This is a genomic window from Rhizobium sp. KDH_Rht_773_N (assembly GCF_052946295.1).
Window position 1 is genome coordinate 966,620 of the sequence record NZ_CM129525.1, and the last position, 16,069, is coordinate 982,688.

Genomic DNA, 16,069 nt, shown 5'->3' on the forward strand with positions numbered 1-16,069 from the left:
CATATGACTGATATTTATGAATTCGAGGGCAAAACACTTTGCAACACCAATTCGGTTCTCGGTGAAGGCCCGACCTACGATCCCGATACGGACACCGTCTGGTGGTTCAATATTCTCGGCAAGGAGCTCCACGAGCTCAATCTTTCGAGCGGCGAAAAGAAGGTGCATCCGCTGCCCATGACGGCAAGCGTGCTGGCCCGCATCGACAGCGGCCGCCAGCTGCTGGCGACCGAAGAAGGGCTGTTCGTGCGCGACATCGCCAGCGGCAGCCTGACCTTCTATGCCGCGCTCGAAAACGACAAGCCGGAGAACCGTTCCAACGACGGGCGCACGCATCCTTCGGGCGCGCTCTGGATCGGCACGATGAGCAAGCGGGCCGAACAGCAGGCAGGCGCTATCTACCATGTGGCCGCCGGCAAGGTGACGAAGCTCTTCAGCGGCGTCAGCATTCCAAACTCCATCTGCTTCTCGCCCGACGGTACGATCGGCTATTTCACGGATACCCGGATCAGCCGCCTGATGCGGGTCATGGTCGATCCGCAGACGGGCCTGCCAGCCGGCGAACCGATCGTGATGGTCGACAGCATGGACGAACCCGGTGGACTGGACGGTTCGGTCTGCGACGCAGACGGCTATATCTGGAACGCCCGCTGGGGTGCCGGCGTCGTCGACCGCTACAGCCCCGACGGTTTGCGCATCGCCCGCTACAGGGTGCCAGCCGCACAGCCTTCCTGCCCTGCCTTCATCGGTGCCAATGCCGACCGACTGGCGGTTACGACCGCCTGGGAGGGACTGGACGAGGATGCCCGCTCGACCCAACCGAGCGCCGGCGCCCTCCTGGAACTCGGCATCAGCGTGAAGGGCGTTTTCGACCCTGCCTTCGTGATTTGACGCAAAAACACCGCCGTTCGCCAAAGCGCTCCCGGACGGGGGCGCTTTTTGCGTTGCCGGCGCAATATTTCGGCTGAAGTTCCCCGAAAATCGCAAAATTTTCCGTATCTTCGTCCGGAACCAATAGGCCTACCGGTCATTTCACTCTTGAACCGGCGCGGCAGGAACGCCTGAAAAACAGGCACTGCCGGGCCAGGGATCACTCAAGGAACAAAGGTAGGTTCGAAATGACACGCAAACTTCTGACGACCGTTGCCGCTGGCGCCCTGTTTGCCACGGCCTTCGCACCGGCGGCATTTTCGCAGACCGCTCCGCAGCCGGCGAGCCCCGCCGCCCCGACGCAGTCTGCCCCCGCCGATCCGGCAGCCCCGGCACCGGCAGAGCCGGCCAAGCCGATGGCGCCGGCCGGCGACGCCGCGCAGGCCCCTGCCCCGGCCGCGACCACCGATACGGCTCAGGCCGGTGGCGCAAGCTACCTGACCGAGCAGGCTGCCGACCAGATCAGCGCCAACACCTATATCGGCCAGTCGGTCTATAACGGCAACAACGAGAGCATCGGTGACGTCAACGACCTGATCCTCAAGAAGGACGGCGGTATCGTTGCGGCTGTCGTCGGTGTCGGCGGTTTCCTCGGCATCGGCGAAAAGAGCGTTGCCGTGCCGATGGAGAAAATCACCGTCGCCCAGAACACGCAGGACGGCTCCGTCAAGCTGACGACCACGGAAACCGCCGAATCGCTGAAGGCGGCTCCGGAATTCAAGACCCTGCAGATGCAGTCGGCCGAAAAGGCTCCGGCAGCAACCGGCACAGCCATGCCGACGGACAGCACGGCAACGGGCTCGACCACCAGCAAGTAATCGGTACGGCGTGCGAAGCGCAGGCGATGGCGTCCCATGGGGCGCCATCGTTTTCATGTGGTTGTCCGCTATGCGCTGGCGCGTTCCGTTGCGCTCGTGTCGTAATAGTAGTTCTCGTGCAGGAAGCGCAGCGTGGCGATGCCGTCGGCGGGCCGGCCGAAATGATAGCCCTGCCCCATGCCGCAGCCGAGCATGCGCAGCTTGACGGCTTCCGAATAATCCTCGATGCCTTCGGCGACGACTTCCAGCTCGAGACCCTCGCACATGGCAAGGATCGCCTTGATGATATGTTCGGAGGCGCGGTCGGAATTGATGCGCGAGACGAAGGCGCGGTCGATCTTGATCTTGTCGAAGATAAAATCGCGCAGGCGCCCGAGGCTCGACTGGCCGGTGCCGAAATCGTCGAGCGAGATGCGCACGCCGGCTGCCCGCAGATCGGCAAGGATGCGGTGCGCCGTATCGGCGGAGCTCATCACGGCCGTCTCGGTGATCTCCAGTTCCAGGCGATGCGGGTCGAAGCCGACGCGGCCGAGGATCGACAGGATGGAACTGCTTGTGCCCGGGTCCATGAGCTGGGCCGACGAGAGATTGAAGGACAGGAAGAGTTCGCGCGGCCAGGACAGGGCAGCTTCCGCCGCCTTGCGCAGCAGCGCTTCCGAGAGCGCGTCGATGAAGCCGCGCTCTTCGGCCAGCGGCACGAAGACGCCCGGCGAGACGAAGCCGAGATCGGGATCGTTCCAGCGGGCAAGCGCCTCGAAACCCACGACCTGATTGTTGGCGAGCGAGACGATCGGCTGGAAATGCACGTCGATCGCATCGGATATGATGGCGTTTCGGAGCGCCTGTTCGAGCTGGGTCGCGCGCTTCATTTCCTGGGCGATCTCGCGCGAATAGACGGTGATCTGACCGCGGCCGCGGCGTTTGGAGCGATAGAGCGCCGTTTCGGCGCTCTTCAAAAGCTCTTCGCAATCCTCTCCGGCGAATGGATAGATGGCAAAGCCGAAGGAGGCGGAAAGGCGCACGTTGCGATCGCCGAGATCGTAGGGCGCCGACAGGACCTCCCGGATCATCTGGCCGAATTTCTCGGCGCTGGCGCGCTCGAAGATCAGCGGCAGGACGAAGGCGAATTCGTCGCCGTCGTGACGCGTCACCAGGGCGCCGTCCGGAATGCAGGCCTTCAGGCGATGGGCGACCTGGCACAGGATCTCGTCGCCAGCGGCGGAACCGAAGAGATCGTTGATCGGCTTGAAACTGTCGAGATTGGCGATGCCGATGGTAAAAGGTGCCGGATCGCTGGCCCGCTCGGCGGAAATCTGCGTCACCTTGTCCCGCATGCGATTGCGGTTTCCCAATCCGGTCAGCGGATCGGTATAGGCCATCGCCTGGAGTTCGTTCTGACTCGCAGTCATGAATGGTATTTCCGCCGACACCATCACTCCAAACCCAAGATTTTCCTCCACACCCGGGCAAAGAATGACGGCCAAATCTTAACAATTCGATAGTAAATCGGCGGGGTTACAACCCACGGCATTCCCAAAATCTGGGGAGTTGACCCCGATTTTCTTTAATTGCTCGCCTTTGCGGGTTCATTAATTAGATATTTCTGAAATACAGTTTCCAGTATATCCGGGCTGACCGGCTTCATGACGACATCGTCCATGCCGGCCTTGGCGCATTCGGCGCGATCGCGTTCGAAGGCCTGCGTCAAGACGCCGATGATCGGGGTGCGCGTGCCCTGCCCCTCTTCCATCTGGCGGATGAGGCGCGAGGCTTCGAAGCCGTTGAAGACCGGAAGGGAAATATCCATCAGCACGATCTGCGGGCGGTGTTCGGCCCACAGGCGAACGGCCTCCTCGCCGGTCGCCGCGATACGGTGGCGATAACCGAGGCCTTCGAGGATCTGCGTGAAGACGATCTGGTTGATGTCATTGTCCTCGGCGACGAGAACCTGAAGCCCTGCGGTTTCGTCGGTCGTGGTGATTTCCCAATCGCCTTCCGCGCCGCCGCCGCGCCCGCTGCGGTTGAAGTGACGGGCAATCTGGAAAGTCAGCTCGTTGGCGATCTGGAAGCCATCCATGACAAGGGCGGGAATGCCGTATTGCTCGGCGAGTTCCAGGCAGCGCATGCCCATCTGGTTGTCGATGATCAGTAGATCGAGCGAGATGCCGGAAGAGCTGGCAATCTCGAGGAAACGTTCCTCCTCGTCCTCGCCGCGGACCGAACAGGATTCGAAGCCGTATTTGGCGAGCGTGCGCAACGCGGCGGTCTCGGCGGCGAGATCGGCGGTGACGACGAGGATCTTCCGGCCGGAGAAGTTTTCCGGAACGATCGCCTCCATCGCCGCCGGCTCGCGGCGCTGCGATGCGTTCGGCATGGGCACATAGGCGCGGCGGTAGGTCTGGTTGCTGGAGGTGGTGATCTCGGAGGCCCGATTGAACTCGTCGAGATCGTCGCCGTCGCGCGGCAGGTCCTGCATGGTCGAGACGAGGAAATAGCGCCCCGGCTTGCCGATCCTGTGCTTGCGGCTGACGATATCGCGCTCGGTGCCGTCACGGGCGATCTGGCGCTGGCGGGAGACCGACATTTCGCCGGTTTCCAGCACATGGCGGTCGCTTTCTTCAAACCGCTTGGCGATATCGGGCGAGAAGAGATCGCCGCTCTTGCGGCCCAGAACCTCGTCCGCCGTCGTCTGGTACTTCTCGCAGAAAGCCTGGTTGACGGCGACGTAGGTGAGGTTGCGATCCTTGACGAAGAGCGGGAACGGCAGATGGTCGAGAATATCCTCGGTCAGCTGCACGCGCTCCAGGTCGTAGCGCCATTGCTCCTCGCGCTTGCGCGCTTCGGAAATGTCGGAAATGACCGTGACGCCGTAGCCGCTCGGCAGGCGGCGTTTCAGGAAGCGCACCCAGCGGTCGGCGCCGTGGCGCTCGACGGATTCGAAACGTTCGCGCCAATGGGAGGCGATGCGCTGGGAAAGCCAGTCCTCGCGGCTCAACGTGCCGGCCTGGCGCACGAGCGTGTGCTCGCGGATAGCGATATCGTAGAGCGCGCCCAGGAAATCGCGAAGGCGCGTGCCCGGGCGCAGCGCGTGTTCGGGCATAGGGAAAAAGTCCAGGATCTGGCGGCTGGCAAAAATCAGCAGGTCGTTGCGGTCATAGATGACGAAGGCAGCCGAAAGACTATCGCAGACCGCATCGAAAAGCACCGTCTGGAGGTCGGCCTCTGGCGGCAGTGCGTCACCCGCAGATGATGTGTCCGCCTTATCGAAGCCGGCACTCATTCCTTCACATCCCACATCTGTCCGATTTTCGCAGTTTCGGAGGTATATGAATAAAATGCCGTTTTTGTCTTAAAGGCCGCTTAACGTTAAGCACCCCCAAATCTGGGGGAGAAGCCCCGGCATTTGTTGCCCGGCCCCCTTTCCTCCCGGCCGCGAATCCCCGAAAATAGGATATGGCCATCAGACAGCTCTCCGAAACGCTCATCAACCAGATCGCCGCCGGCGAGGTCATCGAACGGCCGGCGAGCGCGGCAAAGGAGCTGATCGAAAACGCGCTCGACGCGGGCGCGACCCGCATCGAGATCGCCACCGCCGGCGGTGGCAAGGCGCTGCTGCGCGTGACCGACAACGGCTCGGGCATGGATGCCGCCGACCTTGAACTGGCGGTCAAGCGGCACTGCACCTCGAAAATATCGGAAACGCTCGACGACATCCGCACGCTCGGTTTCCGCGGCGAAGCGTTGCCGTCCATCGGTTCGGTGGCGCGGCTCAGCATCGCAAGCCGCAGACGAGACAGCGCGGCCGGCAGCGAGATTTCGGTTGCCGGCGGCAAGATCGTGCATCTGCGCCCGGCGGCGGCCAATCCGGGCACGATCGTCGAGGTGCGCGACCTGTTTTTCGCGACACCGGCGCGGCTGAAATTCCTGAAGACGGAGAAGGCGGAAGCAGCGGCGATCACCGAAATCGTCAAGCGCATGGCGATCGCCTTTCCGGGCGTGCGTTTCGTTCTGTCGGGCTCCGATCGCTCGACACTGGAGTTTCCGGCAACCGGCGAGGATCACTTGGCGCGCATGGCGCAGGTGCTCGGCAAGGAATTCCGCGACAATGCCATCGCGCTCGACGCCGAACGCGAAGACGTGCAGCTGACCGGCTTTGCCGGCGTGCCGACCTTCAACCGGGGCAACTCGGCCCATCAATATGCCTTCGTCAACGGCCGTCCCGTGCAGGACAAGCTCATCCTCTCGGCGATCCGCGGCGCCTATGCCGAAACGATCCCGGCCGGACGTTATCCCGTCGCGGTGCTGTCGATCACGCTCGATCCGGCGCTTGTCGACGTCAACGTGCATCCGGCGAAATCCGACGTGCGCTTCCGCGATCCGGGACTGGTACGCGGGCTGATCGTCGGCGCGATCCGCGAGGCGCTGGCGCGCGACGGCAGCCGCGCGGCGACGACAGGCGCAAGCGACATGCTACGCGCCTTCCGCCCTGGTTTCCAGCCGGCGCCGCAGCGGCCGCAGGCACCGTGGTCGGCCGCGACCTCGCCTTTCCGGCCCTTCCAGCCGGGCGCCGGGTTTGACGAAAAGCCGCAAGCCTCCTTCGACGGGCTGGTGCATCCGACGGCACGGTCGGAGCCGGTTTTTCAGCCAGCGCCGCAGGCTCAGGCCGCGGCCGCCGCGGAACCCCCGGCGCGTTATCCGCTCGGCGCGGCGCGGGCGCAGATCCACGAGAACTATATCGTCGCGCAGACCGATGACGGCATCGTCATCGTCGATCAGCACGCCGCGCACGAGCGGCTCGTCTTCGAGGCCATGCGCAAGGCGCTGCATTCGAAACGGCTCGCCTCGCAGGTGCTGCTGATCCCCGAAATCGTCGATATTCCCGAGGAGGATTGCGACCGGCTGATGGTGCATGCGGGCGAATTTGCCGAGCTTGGTCTCGCCATCGAACGTTTCGGGCCGGGCGCCATTGCCGTGCGGGAAACACCGGCGATGCTCGGCGAGGTCGATGCGCATGGGCTGATCCGCCAGCTTGCCGACGAGATCGCCGAATGGGATACGGCCTCCGGCCTCTCCGCCAAGCTCGAATATGTGGCGGCGACCATGGCCTGTCACGGCTCGGTGCGATCGGGCCGGCGGCTGCGGCCGGAGGAAATGAACGCGCTTTTGCGGCAGATGGAAGTGACGCCGGGTTCGGGCCAGTGCAATCACGGGCGCCCGACCTATATCGAACTCAAGCTCGCCGATATCGAGCGTCTGTTCGGGCGCAGCTGAAAAAGCTGGCAAAGCGGCCTCTCGGAGAGTATTGCAAACACATGACAGACTGTAGGGAATGGAGCGCATGAACTTGTTCGAAGGGCACGGAAACCGCGAGGCGAAGATCCGTTATCTCGACGGCGATTTCCAGATTCTGTCGCCCGGCTCCTATGTCGTCTGCGCGCTGACAGGCAAGCAGGTCCCGCTCGACGAACTTCGCTACTGGAGCGTGGCGCGGCAGGAGCCCTATGCCGATGTCGCCGCCGCGCTGGAAGCCGACCGTCGCGCCGGCGTTCTGCCGAACCAGCGCTAGAGTTTTCATCCGCCTGCAAAGGCAGAACCGCGGAACACGTCTGCTGGACCTGTCCTAGGCTTTCTTCTTCGTTTCCTTCAGCCGCCGCTCGCGGCAAGCCTGGAAAGCCCGGTCGATGATGAGGCCGGGCGCAAGCGGATCGGTAAAGGCCATTTCCACCTCCACGACGCGGCAGCGGGCCGCAAGCTGTTCGGCCTTGCCGTGGTGGCCGGCCAGCCGCACGAAATCCTTCGAGGTGGTGACGATCGTCAGGTCCTGACGGTCCGCGGTCAGCAGCAGCCCGTCAATCTCTTCCTCGCTCAGGTGCTCATGATCGCCGAAGGCGGTCGCAACCTCGATGGACGCTCCAAGCGAACGGACGGTGCGGAAGAACTTTTCGGGGTCGGCAATGCCGGCAAAGGCAAGCACCTTGCGGCCTTCGAGATCGTTCTCGCCCGACACTTTCAGCGCGGCCGTGAAATAGGGCTTGGCCGCACGGGCCGCAATGCGGACGATGCGGTCGGCGGCGTTGCCGTCGCCGACCTTCAGGAGCGCGGTTGCCTGGCGCAGCTGCAGACGGATCGGCGCGCGCACCGGCCCGCTCGGCACGATATGGCCGTTGCCGAGGCCGCGCGTGGCATCGATCACCAGAAGCGCGTAGTCGATGGCGAGGCGCGCGCTCTGGAAGCCGTCATCCATGATGATGAAATCCGCCCCCTCTTCGACGAGCTTCGCCGCCCCTTCGACGCGCCGGCGGGAGATGACCGTCAGCGCCTCCCGGGCAAGCAGCAGCGGCTCGTCGCCCACGGCAACCGCACGGTGATGGGCGGGATCGACGACGGTCGTGACATCGAGCGAACCGCCGTGGCCGCGGCTCAAGAAACCGGGCTTGAGGCCCCTGGCCCTGGCGGCACGGGCGATGGCGATTGCCGTCGGCGTCTTGCCGGCGCCGCCGACCGTGAAATTACCGACACAAATGACGGGGATCGGAACCGAGGCGCGGCGCGCATGGACCATGCGATAGCCGGCAACGCGGCCATAGAGAAAAGCAAGGGGCGAGAGGATCCAGGCCTGCCAGCCTGCCCGCCTCCACCAGAAAGGCGGCGCTTCGGATATCATGATGCCGTCGTCCCGTTTCCCTTGCCCTCATCCCCCATGGCGAGGCCCTGCCAATCGACCGGGCGGATTGAGAAGCCAAAACGCGTGAAAATGCAAGTCTTTGCGCGTCAGGCCGGCTGCAGATCCGGCAGCAGGGCCTCGATTTCGGTGATGTCGTCGAAAACGTGATCGGCCGCGCCTGACAGGGATTCACGCGAGCCCGTGCCGGTCAGAACCGCAATCGTCAGGCCGGTCCTGGCGTTCCGGCCCATATGGAGATCGTGGTTGTTGTCGCCGACCATGGCGACCTCTTCCGGGGCCAGGCCCGTTGCCGCACAGAAGCCGAGCACCATGCCGGGCTCGGGCTTGCTGCCGAAACCGCTGTCGTAACCGGCAATGTAATCGACATAGCCGGAAATGCCGAAACGTTCCGCCGTCCGACGGATCGAGCGCTCATTGTCGCTGGAGGCGATGCCGAGCTTGAAGCCGCGCCGGTGCAGGCGGCCGAAGAAGGCCGCGAGATCCGTCACCGGCACGGAGAATTCGGAGGCATTGGAAAAGAGAATGTCGAGCTTGATCGTCAGTTCGACGACATCGACCCTGGAACCTGCAGCAACGAGGCCTTCGGCGATCTGGCGGGTATTGCCGGCCGCAAGCAGGCTGTCGGGAACGATATGGCCGGTTGCCGGGTCCATGCCGCAGGCGGCAAGAAGGCGGTCGGCGAGACCGGCATCGCCTTCGGCGGCGATGCGGGCAAGTTCACGGTTTACCGGCAGCCAGCTTTCGTCATAGTCGAGCAGCGTGCCGTCCTTGTCGAAAAGGATGCCCCTGATCTTCACGTCCGCCGACATGCCCTTCCCTCAAGCCTGTGCCACGGCTTTCGGCAGCAGGCGCGCCTTTACCGTCAGCGGGTTGATATAGGGTTCGAGCCCCTTCAAGGTGGCGCTCAGCGCGCCGCGCATCTCGTGCACGGTCGCGATGCCGGCCTGGATCATCTTGCCCCGCGCCTCGTCATTGGTCAGCAGGTAATGCACGCCCTTGGCCAACATCTCGGTATCGCGCACCATGCGGGCGCTGCCGCTGCGGGCGAGCTTCTGATAGGCTTCGCGGAAATTCTGCACATTGCCGCCCGACAGGATGGCGCAGCCGAGCATGGCCGGCTCGAGGGGATTCTGGCCGCCCTCGGCAAAGAGCGAGCGGCCGACGAAAGCCACTTCCGTCAGGCGCAGATAAAGGCCCATTTCACCGATCGTATCACCCAGGAAGATATCGACATCGGGCGTCAGAACATCGTCGCGGGTGCGGCGGGCGACCTTCAGGCCCTGCTTGACAAGGGCGGCCTCGATCTCGTCGGCGCGCTCGGGATGGCGCGGCACGATGATCGTCAGCTGCCTGTCGCGGTCGCGCAGCGCCCGGTGGACGATGCCGGCGGCATTTTCCTCGCCGTCGAAAGTGGAGATCGCCGCCCAGGTCTTGCGTTCGCCGATCTGCTTCTTGTAGCGGGCGAAAACGGCGCTGTCATAGGGCGGGGCGTCAGTATCGACCTTCAGGTTGCCCGAGGTGATGACCGGCACGGCGCCGAGATCGCGGAAACGCTCGGCGTCCAGGTCGGACTGGGCGATGACCAGCGCCAGATTTTCGAAAAGCGCTTCGGCAAGCGACGGGCGGCGGCGCCAGCGGGCGAAGGAGCGGTCCGACATGCGGGCATTGACGAGGATCTGCGGGATGCGGCGATGGCCAAGTTCAAGCACGGTCGCGGGCCAGATCTCGGATTCGGCGATCATGGCGCAATCCGGCTGCCAGTAATCGAGGAAACGGCCGACGGCGGGTTTCAGGTCGAGCGGCACATATTGGTGGATCGCATCGTTGCCGAGACGTTCGGCGGCAAGCTTTGCCGACGTGATGGTGCCCGTCGTCAGGATGACATGGATGTCGCGGCGGCGGATTTCACGGATCAGGGGAATGACGGCATTGGTTTCGCCGACGCTTGCGGCATGAAACCAGACGAGCGGACCTTGCGGCCGGTTGGCGCTCGCATAGCCGAAACGCTCCAGCCGGCGGGCACGGTCTTCCTTGCCCTTGGCCGTACGGTAGGTGATGTAGAGGCCGACGACCGGCGACGCCACAGTTCCCGCCAGACGGTACGCGTTCAGACCGATCCGCGCCATCCGTGAACTCATTCGGCAGACCTCCGATCCATGCAGATCGACATCAATCCAATTCCCTAATTATCGTTGCGGCCGCAATGACCGAATATTTTGTTCAGAATGCGTCGATCAGGGGCAAGGAACCGATACGCAAAGGCCTCCGCTGCCTGCAGCGGAGAGCCAGCGGATAGAGGTGCGGGTCACTTGCTCCCGGTCGTATCCTGCGGGTCAAGCAGACGATGCATGTGGACGATGAAATAGCGCATATGCGCATTGTCGACCGTCTGCTGCGCCTTGGCCTTCCAGGCCGTCAGTGCCGTGGCATAGTCGGGGAAAATGCCGACAATATCGAGATCCTTGAGATCCCTGAACTGGGTGCCTTCAAGGTTTTCGAGTTCGCCACCGAAGACGAGATGCAGGAGCTGCTTTTTACCGCCGGAGTCTGTCATTCTTATTCTCTTTCTGCCTATTCTCCTCCGGCCCTTCATCTGAGGGATTTTGACGGAAACGTCAACCGTCTCTTAGATGAGTGAGCAAGTCCAGATATTCATCGAGGCGGCCAATCGGCGCGGCACACAGAGCGTCGTGGCTGACCCTTTCCCTGTTGTAGGTTGCCGGACGGCCCGAGAGATCGACAAGGCGGCCACCGGCGCGATCCAGGATCAGATCGGCTGCGGCAAGATCCCAGTCATGGGCGTTGCGCCCGACAAAGGTCGCGTCGAGACGGCCATCAGCCACCATGGCAATACGATAGGCAAGCGAGGGGATGTGTTTGACACGCTCGTTGCGCTCCCGGACGGCAGGCGGCAGGAGCCTGAACAGCTCCTCGCTGACGGCAAGCTGGCTGATATCGCCTTTGCCGCGTGCGGACACGGCGATCGGCCTGCCGTTTTTCAGGGCCGGACCGTCTTCCACCGCCTCATAGAGTTCGTCCAGCGCCGGCGCATAGAGCACGCCCGCGACGGGACGGCCGCGATAAACGATGCCGACACTCACGCACCAGAGATCCTTGCCGGCGAGAAACGCCCGCGTGCCGTCGATCGGATCGACGATGAACAAGGTCTCGTATTGCAGACGGCCGGCATCGTCGTCGGTCTCTTCCGACAGCCAGCCATAATCCGGCCGCGCCCGGCGCAGAACGGCCTCGAGCTTTTCGTTGGCGGCGAAATCGGCTGCGCTGACGGGGGAACGGTCCTCGTTCTTCCACCAGACTTCCGGCGACTTGTTGAAGAAACCGAGTGCGATGGCGCCCGCCTGCCTGGCGGCATCGGCGATCAATGCGAGATCGCCTTGCCAGCGGGACTTTTCCTCATCGCTCATGGCAGGGACCCGTTCGTCAGCGGCCGGCAAGCGTCATGCCTTCGATCGCCAGGGTCGGCGCCGCCACGCCGAACTTGCGGTCGATATCGTTGGCGAGCGTCAGCCGCATGAACATGTCCTTGAGGTTCGAAGCGATCGTCACTTCCGAGACCGGGAAGGTCAGTTCGCCGTTCTCGATCCAGAAGCCGGTCGCGCCGCGGCTGTATTCGCCCGTTATCATGTTGACGCCCTGGCCGATGAGTTCGGTGACGTAAAAACCGTTGCCGACGCTGCGGATCAGCTCCTCGGGCGAAATGTCGCCGGGCTCCAGCGCCAGGTTGGTCGAGGCGGGCGTGACGGCGGTACCGCCGCGCACACCGCGGCCATTGGTTTCGAGCCCGCCAATCTCATTTGCGGTCGACGTCGACAGGAACCAGTGCTTGAGCACGCCATCCTCGATCATCACAAGCCGCTCTCCGGAAACGCCTTCGCCGTCGAAGGGACGGGAAGACGGCCCGCGCACGATCAGCGGATCGTCCGTGATCGACAGGCCCGCTTTCAGCACCTGCTGGCCCATCCGGTCGCGCAGGAAGCTCGTCTTGCGGGCGACGGAGGCACCGTTGATGGCGCCGGCGATATGGCCGACGAAACCGCGGGCGATGCGCGGATCGAAGATGACGGTGATATCCTTGCCGGTCGGGACCTGCCGCGGATTGACGCGCTTGACGGCACGCTCGCCGGCCCGCCGGCCGATATCGGCGGGATCGTCGAGCTCAGCATGATAGAGGCGGCTGTCGAAATCATAGTCGCGCTCCATGCCGGTGCCTTCGCCGGCAATGACGCTGACGGAATTGCCGAAGCGCGACGCCATGTAGCTGCCTTCGAAGCCGTGCGAAGTGGCGAGCACGAGCCCGCCCATGCCGGCTGACGCGCCCGCACCGGAGGAATTGGTGACACCCTTGACCGCAAGGGCCGCTGCCTCGGCGGCAAGGGCCGCTTCGCGCAGCTGGTCGGCGCCGACTTCGGTCGTATCGAGCAGCTGCAGATCGGGATAGGTTTTCGCAAGCCTGCTTTCATCGGCGAGGCAGGCAAAAGGATCTTCGGGCGAGACCTTGGCCATGGCGACGGCGCGTTCGGCCAGAGCCTGCAGATCGAAGCCCGGATTGGCGGAAACGCTCGCCACCCGCCTGCCGATGAAGACACGCAGCGAAAAGTCGTCGCTCTCGGAGGACTCGGTTCCTTCGACCTTGCCGAGGCGAACGCTGACCGATTGCGCGCGCGAACGGACGACCACGGCGTCGGCGGCGTCGGCGCCAGCCTTTTTCGCCAGATCGATCAATTGACTTGCACGGGAAAGAAGTGTCGAGGAATCGATTTCAGAGGACATGATTTGGCCTTTCCTTCCCGTTCCATTTATTGTGCACTCCCGAAAGCATCAAGGCCGTGGATGCCGATTCTTTTCCTGGCTGCCTGCTTGCTCCGCCACCGAAAGAAATGAAGCATGTCCGCACCCAACGCGCTTTTCACCGAAACGATCCTGCTGCTCGGCGGCGCGGTCGTGGCTGCACCGATCTTCAAGAAGCTCGGGCTTGGCACGGTTCTCGGCTATCTAGCGGCCGGCATCGTCATCGGGCCGATCTTCTACGGCATCACCGATGGCGAACAGATCCTCGACGTTGCCGAACTCGGCGTCGTCTTCCTGCTGTTCATCATCGGGCTTGAGCTGAAGCCCACCCGCCTCTGGCAGATGCGGCGCGACATTTTCGGCCTCGGCACGGCGCAGGTGGTCTTGACGGGCCTGGTGCTGACGGCGCTTGCCTGGCTTTCCGGCGTGCTCGAATGGCGCGGCAGCATCGTTGCCGGCTTCGGTCTGGCGCTTTCTTCGACGGCATTCGCCATGCAGATCCTCGAAGGCGACGGCGACGTCAATACCCGCTACGGGCAGCGCTCCTTTTCCATGCTGCTGTTTCAGGATCTGGCGATCGTGCCGCTTCTGGCCGTCGTCACCATCCTCGACGGCGACAAGGGCAGCGGCAATCCGCTGGTCGATTTCGGCATCTCGGTTGCGGCGGTCGGTGCGATGATCGTCATGGGCCGATACCTGCTGACGCCCCTCTTCCAGATCATCGCAAGGACCGGGGCGCGCGAGGCGATGATCGCGGCGGCGCTTTTCGTCGTCATGGGCTCGGCGAGCCTGATGCAGCTAGCCGGGCTCTCGATGGCGATGGGCGCTTTCCTGTCCGGCGTCATGCTGGCGGAATCTTCCTATAGGCACGAGCTCGAAGCCGATATCGAACCCTTCCGCGGCGTGCTGCTCGCTATCTTCTTCATTGCCGTCGGGCTGTCGTTGCAGCTTCAGGTGCTGCTCGACAACGTGCTCTTCATCATTATCGCCGTGCCTATTATCATGGCCGTGAAAGCGCTCATCATCTATGTGCTCTGCCGCGCGGCGCGCTCCTCGCATAACGATGCCGTACGCATCGCCTTCCTGCTGCCGCAGGGGGGCGAATTCGGCTTCGTGCTCTTCACCACGGCTGCCGTTGCCGGCCTCATGCCAAGCAGCACGGCCTCGCTCCTTGTTGCAATCGTCACGCTTTCGATGGCGCTGACGCCGCTCGGTGCCGCACTTTCCAAGCGGATGCTCAACGGCGACGAGCAAGAGGAACTGGACGAGGATTTCGAGGGCGCGGGCGCGGACGTGCTGATGGTCGGCTTCTCGCGTTTCGGGCAGATCGCCGCGCAGATCCTGCTTGCCGGCGGCCGCAGCGTGACCGTGATCGACTTTTCCGCCGACCGCATCCGGCAGGCCTCGTCCTTCGGTTTCCGCATCTATTTCGGTGACGGCACCCGCAAGGACGTGCTGCGTTCGGCCGGTATCGACAAGGCCAAGATCGTGCTCGTCTGCACCCAGAAGAAGGAGATCACCGACAAGGTGGTCGAGTTGATCCAGGCCGATTATCCGCAGACGACGCTCTTCGTGCGCTCCTACGACCGCATCCACTCCATCGAACTGCGCAACAAGGGCGTCGATTACGAGCTGCGCGAGACATTGGAATCCGGCCTGCTCTTCGGCCGGCGCACGCTGGAGGCGCTCGGCGTGTCCGAAGTCGATGCCTATGAAATCGGCGAGGATATCCGCAAGCGCGACGAAGCGCGGCTGGTGCTGCAGGTTTCGGAAGGCAGTCTCCAGGCAGGCAACGATCTCCTGTTTTCGACGCCGATCAAGCCGGAACCGCTGGTCAAGCCGAAACGGGCGACGGAGAGCTTCAACGATCCGTTCTCCAGCAAGGCCGATGTGACGGCGGACGCCTGAGCGTCTGCGCATTTCTCATGGAATTGTTCCGACCTACCGCTTTAGCCGCGCCTCGATTTCACGGTCGAGCGCATATTTCAGCTCATCCTTCACGCCGACCGACATGGCGAGCACATCGCGCGCCTTGAGGAAATCCATGACGCCGGTGCGGCCGACCGTGGGGCGCAGGAAGATATGCGGCCGCAGCAATTTCAGTTTCAGCGATATCGCCGCCTGCATCATCAGCTGGCCGGAGCCGAAGATGCTCTCCATGCGGTTCGGAATATGGGTGCCGTCGCCCTCCGGCGCGCCGACGACATCGATGCCGATGACGATATCGGCGATATCCATCAGGCATTCGTAGGGAACCGGATTGGCGATGCCGCCGTCGATCATCACCCTTCCGTGCAGCCGGACCGGCATGAAGACGGCGGGAATGGCGGAGGATGCGGCGAGCGCGGGGAACAGCTCGCCATGTTCGGCGATGACCTCGGCCTGGCCGTAATAGTCCGTCGCGATCACCTTCATCGGCACCAGCAGATCCTCGAACCGCTGCGGCAGTTCCGCCGGCAGGAAGGCTTTCAGGATACGTTCCAGATTGAACTGGCCGATGCGGATGCCCTTGGCGACCGCGTCGCGCACCGTCGTTGGACGCAATCCCCAGATGCGGCTGACGACGGCGGCCTTGTTGCCGACCGTTGCGAGCGCGTGTTCACGGATCTCCGCGCCCGACATGCCGGCCGCCATGCCGGTGCCCATGATGGCGCCGATCGAGGAGCCTGATATCGCCACCGGGCGGATGCCAAGTTCATCCAGCGTTTCGATGATATGGATATGCGAGAGGCCGCGGGCACCGCCGCCGCCAAAGGCGACGGCAACCGTCGGAAGATCGCTGATCGCAGGCGATTTCGGACTGATGATTTCCGACTGCGGCACGATC

Annotated in this window: 14 protein-coding genes; 5 read left to right on the forward strand and 9 right to left on the reverse strand. The window is 63.5% G+C overall.

Annotation, left to right across the window (positions count from 1 at the left end):
* Window positions 1-3: 3 nt before the first annotated feature.
* Window positions 4-891, forward strand: a complete 888-nt coding sequence (locus ACU8HS_RS04995; RefSeq protein ID WP_113414740.1) for an SMP-30/gluconolactonase/LRE family protein — start codon at window positions 4-6, stop codon at window positions 889-891.
* Between the two features lie 227 nt (window positions 892-1,118).
* Window positions 1,119-1,748 carry a PRC-barrel domain-containing protein gene (locus ACU8HS_RS05000; RefSeq protein ID WP_447015501.1) on the forward strand — a complete coding sequence of 210 codons (630 nt, stop codon included), beginning with the start codon at window positions 1,119-1,121 and terminating at the stop codon, window positions 1,746-1,748.
* A 68-nt stretch (window positions 1,749-1,816) separates the two neighbouring features.
* Here the strand turns inward: ACU8HS_RS05000 and ACU8HS_RS05005 are convergent, their stop codons facing one another.
* Both ACU8HS_RS05005 and ACU8HS_RS05010 read right to left on the reverse strand, forming a co-directional pair.
* Entirely contained in the window at window positions 1,817-3,184 is a 1,368-nt protein-coding gene (locus tag ACU8HS_RS05005) for a putative bifunctional diguanylate cyclase/phosphodiesterase (RefSeq protein ID WP_112704674.1), read from the reverse strand.
* Window positions 3,185-3,312: 128 nt separating this feature from the next.
* The gene (locus ACU8HS_RS05010) at window positions 3,313-5,028 is read right to left on the reverse strand and encodes a response regulator (RefSeq protein WP_112571043.1); all 1,716 of its coding nucleotides are present in this window, start codon (window positions 5,026-5,028) and stop codon (window positions 3,313-3,315) included.
* A gap of 173 nt (window positions 5,029-5,201) precedes the next feature.
* Here ACU8HS_RS05010 and mutL point away from each other — a divergent pair, with 173 nt between their 5' ends.
* Both mutL and ACU8HS_RS05020 read left to right on the forward strand, forming a co-directional pair.
* Window positions 5,202-7,019, forward strand: coding sequence for a DNA mismatch repair endonuclease MutL (gene mutL, locus ACU8HS_RS05015; RefSeq protein WP_113413136.1), 1,818 nt, complete (start codon window positions 5,202-5,204; stop codon window positions 7,017-7,019).
* Window positions 7,020-7,086: 67 nt separating this feature from the next.
* Window positions 7,087-7,314, forward strand: coding sequence for a DUF2093 domain-containing protein (locus ACU8HS_RS05020; protein ID WP_112704678.1), 228 nt, complete (start codon window positions 7,087-7,089; stop codon window positions 7,312-7,314).
* Between the two features lie 54 nt (window positions 7,315-7,368).
* On the opposite strand, the gene lpxK is transcribed toward ACU8HS_RS05020, so the two are convergent.
* The 6 genes from lpxK to ACU8HS_RS05050 form a co-directional block, all read right to left on the reverse strand.
* Complete coding sequence (gene lpxK, locus ACU8HS_RS05025) at window positions 7,369-8,412, reverse strand: tetraacyldisaccharide 4'-kinase (protein WP_112571039.1); 1,044 nt, start codon at window positions 8,410-8,412, stop codon at window positions 7,369-7,371.
* Between the two features lie 107 nt (window positions 8,413-8,519).
* Complete coding sequence (locus ACU8HS_RS05030; protein WP_113413134.1) at window positions 8,520-9,242, reverse strand: HAD family hydrolase; 723 nt, start codon at window positions 9,240-9,242, stop codon at window positions 8,520-8,522.
* Window positions 9,243-9,251: 9 nt separating this feature from the next.
* On the reverse strand, window positions 9,252-10,571 hold the full coding sequence (waaA, locus tag ACU8HS_RS05035; RefSeq protein ID WP_112571035.1) for a lipid IV(A) 3-deoxy-D-manno-octulosonic acid transferase: 1,320 nt from the start codon (window positions 10,569-10,571) through the stop codon (window positions 9,252-9,254).
* A 167-nt stretch (window positions 10,572-10,738) separates the two neighbouring features.
* Window positions 10,739-10,987 carry a DUF4170 domain-containing protein gene (locus ACU8HS_RS05040; RefSeq protein WP_112571033.1) on the reverse strand — a complete coding sequence of 83 codons (249 nt, stop codon included), beginning with the start codon at window positions 10,985-10,987 and terminating at the stop codon, window positions 10,739-10,741.
* Window positions 10,988-11,048: 61 nt separating this feature from the next.
* On the reverse strand, window positions 11,049-11,858 hold the full coding sequence (locus tag ACU8HS_RS05045) for a 3'(2'),5'-bisphosphate nucleotidase CysQ (protein WP_112754913.1): 810 nt from the start codon (window positions 11,856-11,858) through the stop codon (window positions 11,049-11,051).
* A gap of 16 nt (window positions 11,859-11,874) precedes the next feature.
* Window positions 11,875-13,224: a TldD/PmbA family protein gene (locus ACU8HS_RS05050; RefSeq protein ID WP_112571031.1), complete on the reverse strand. Its 1,350-nt coding sequence runs from the start codon at window positions 13,222-13,224 to the stop codon at window positions 11,875-11,877.
* Window positions 13,225-13,338: 114 nt separating this feature from the next.
* Between ACU8HS_RS05050 and ACU8HS_RS05055 the strand changes: the two genes are divergently transcribed.
* Window positions 13,339-15,150 carry a monovalent cation:proton antiporter-2 (CPA2) family protein gene (locus ACU8HS_RS05055; protein WP_447015502.1) on the forward strand — a complete coding sequence of 604 codons (1,812 nt, stop codon included), beginning with the start codon at window positions 13,339-13,341 and terminating at the stop codon, window positions 15,148-15,150.
* Between the two features lie 33 nt (window positions 15,151-15,183).
* Here ACU8HS_RS05055 and ACU8HS_RS05060 read toward each other — a convergent pair whose 3' ends face one another.
* Complete coding sequence (locus tag ACU8HS_RS05060) at window positions 15,184-16,065, reverse strand: patatin-like phospholipase family protein (protein WP_447015503.1); 882 nt, start codon at window positions 16,063-16,065, stop codon at window positions 15,184-15,186.
* Window positions 16,066-16,069: the final 4 nt, after the last annotated feature.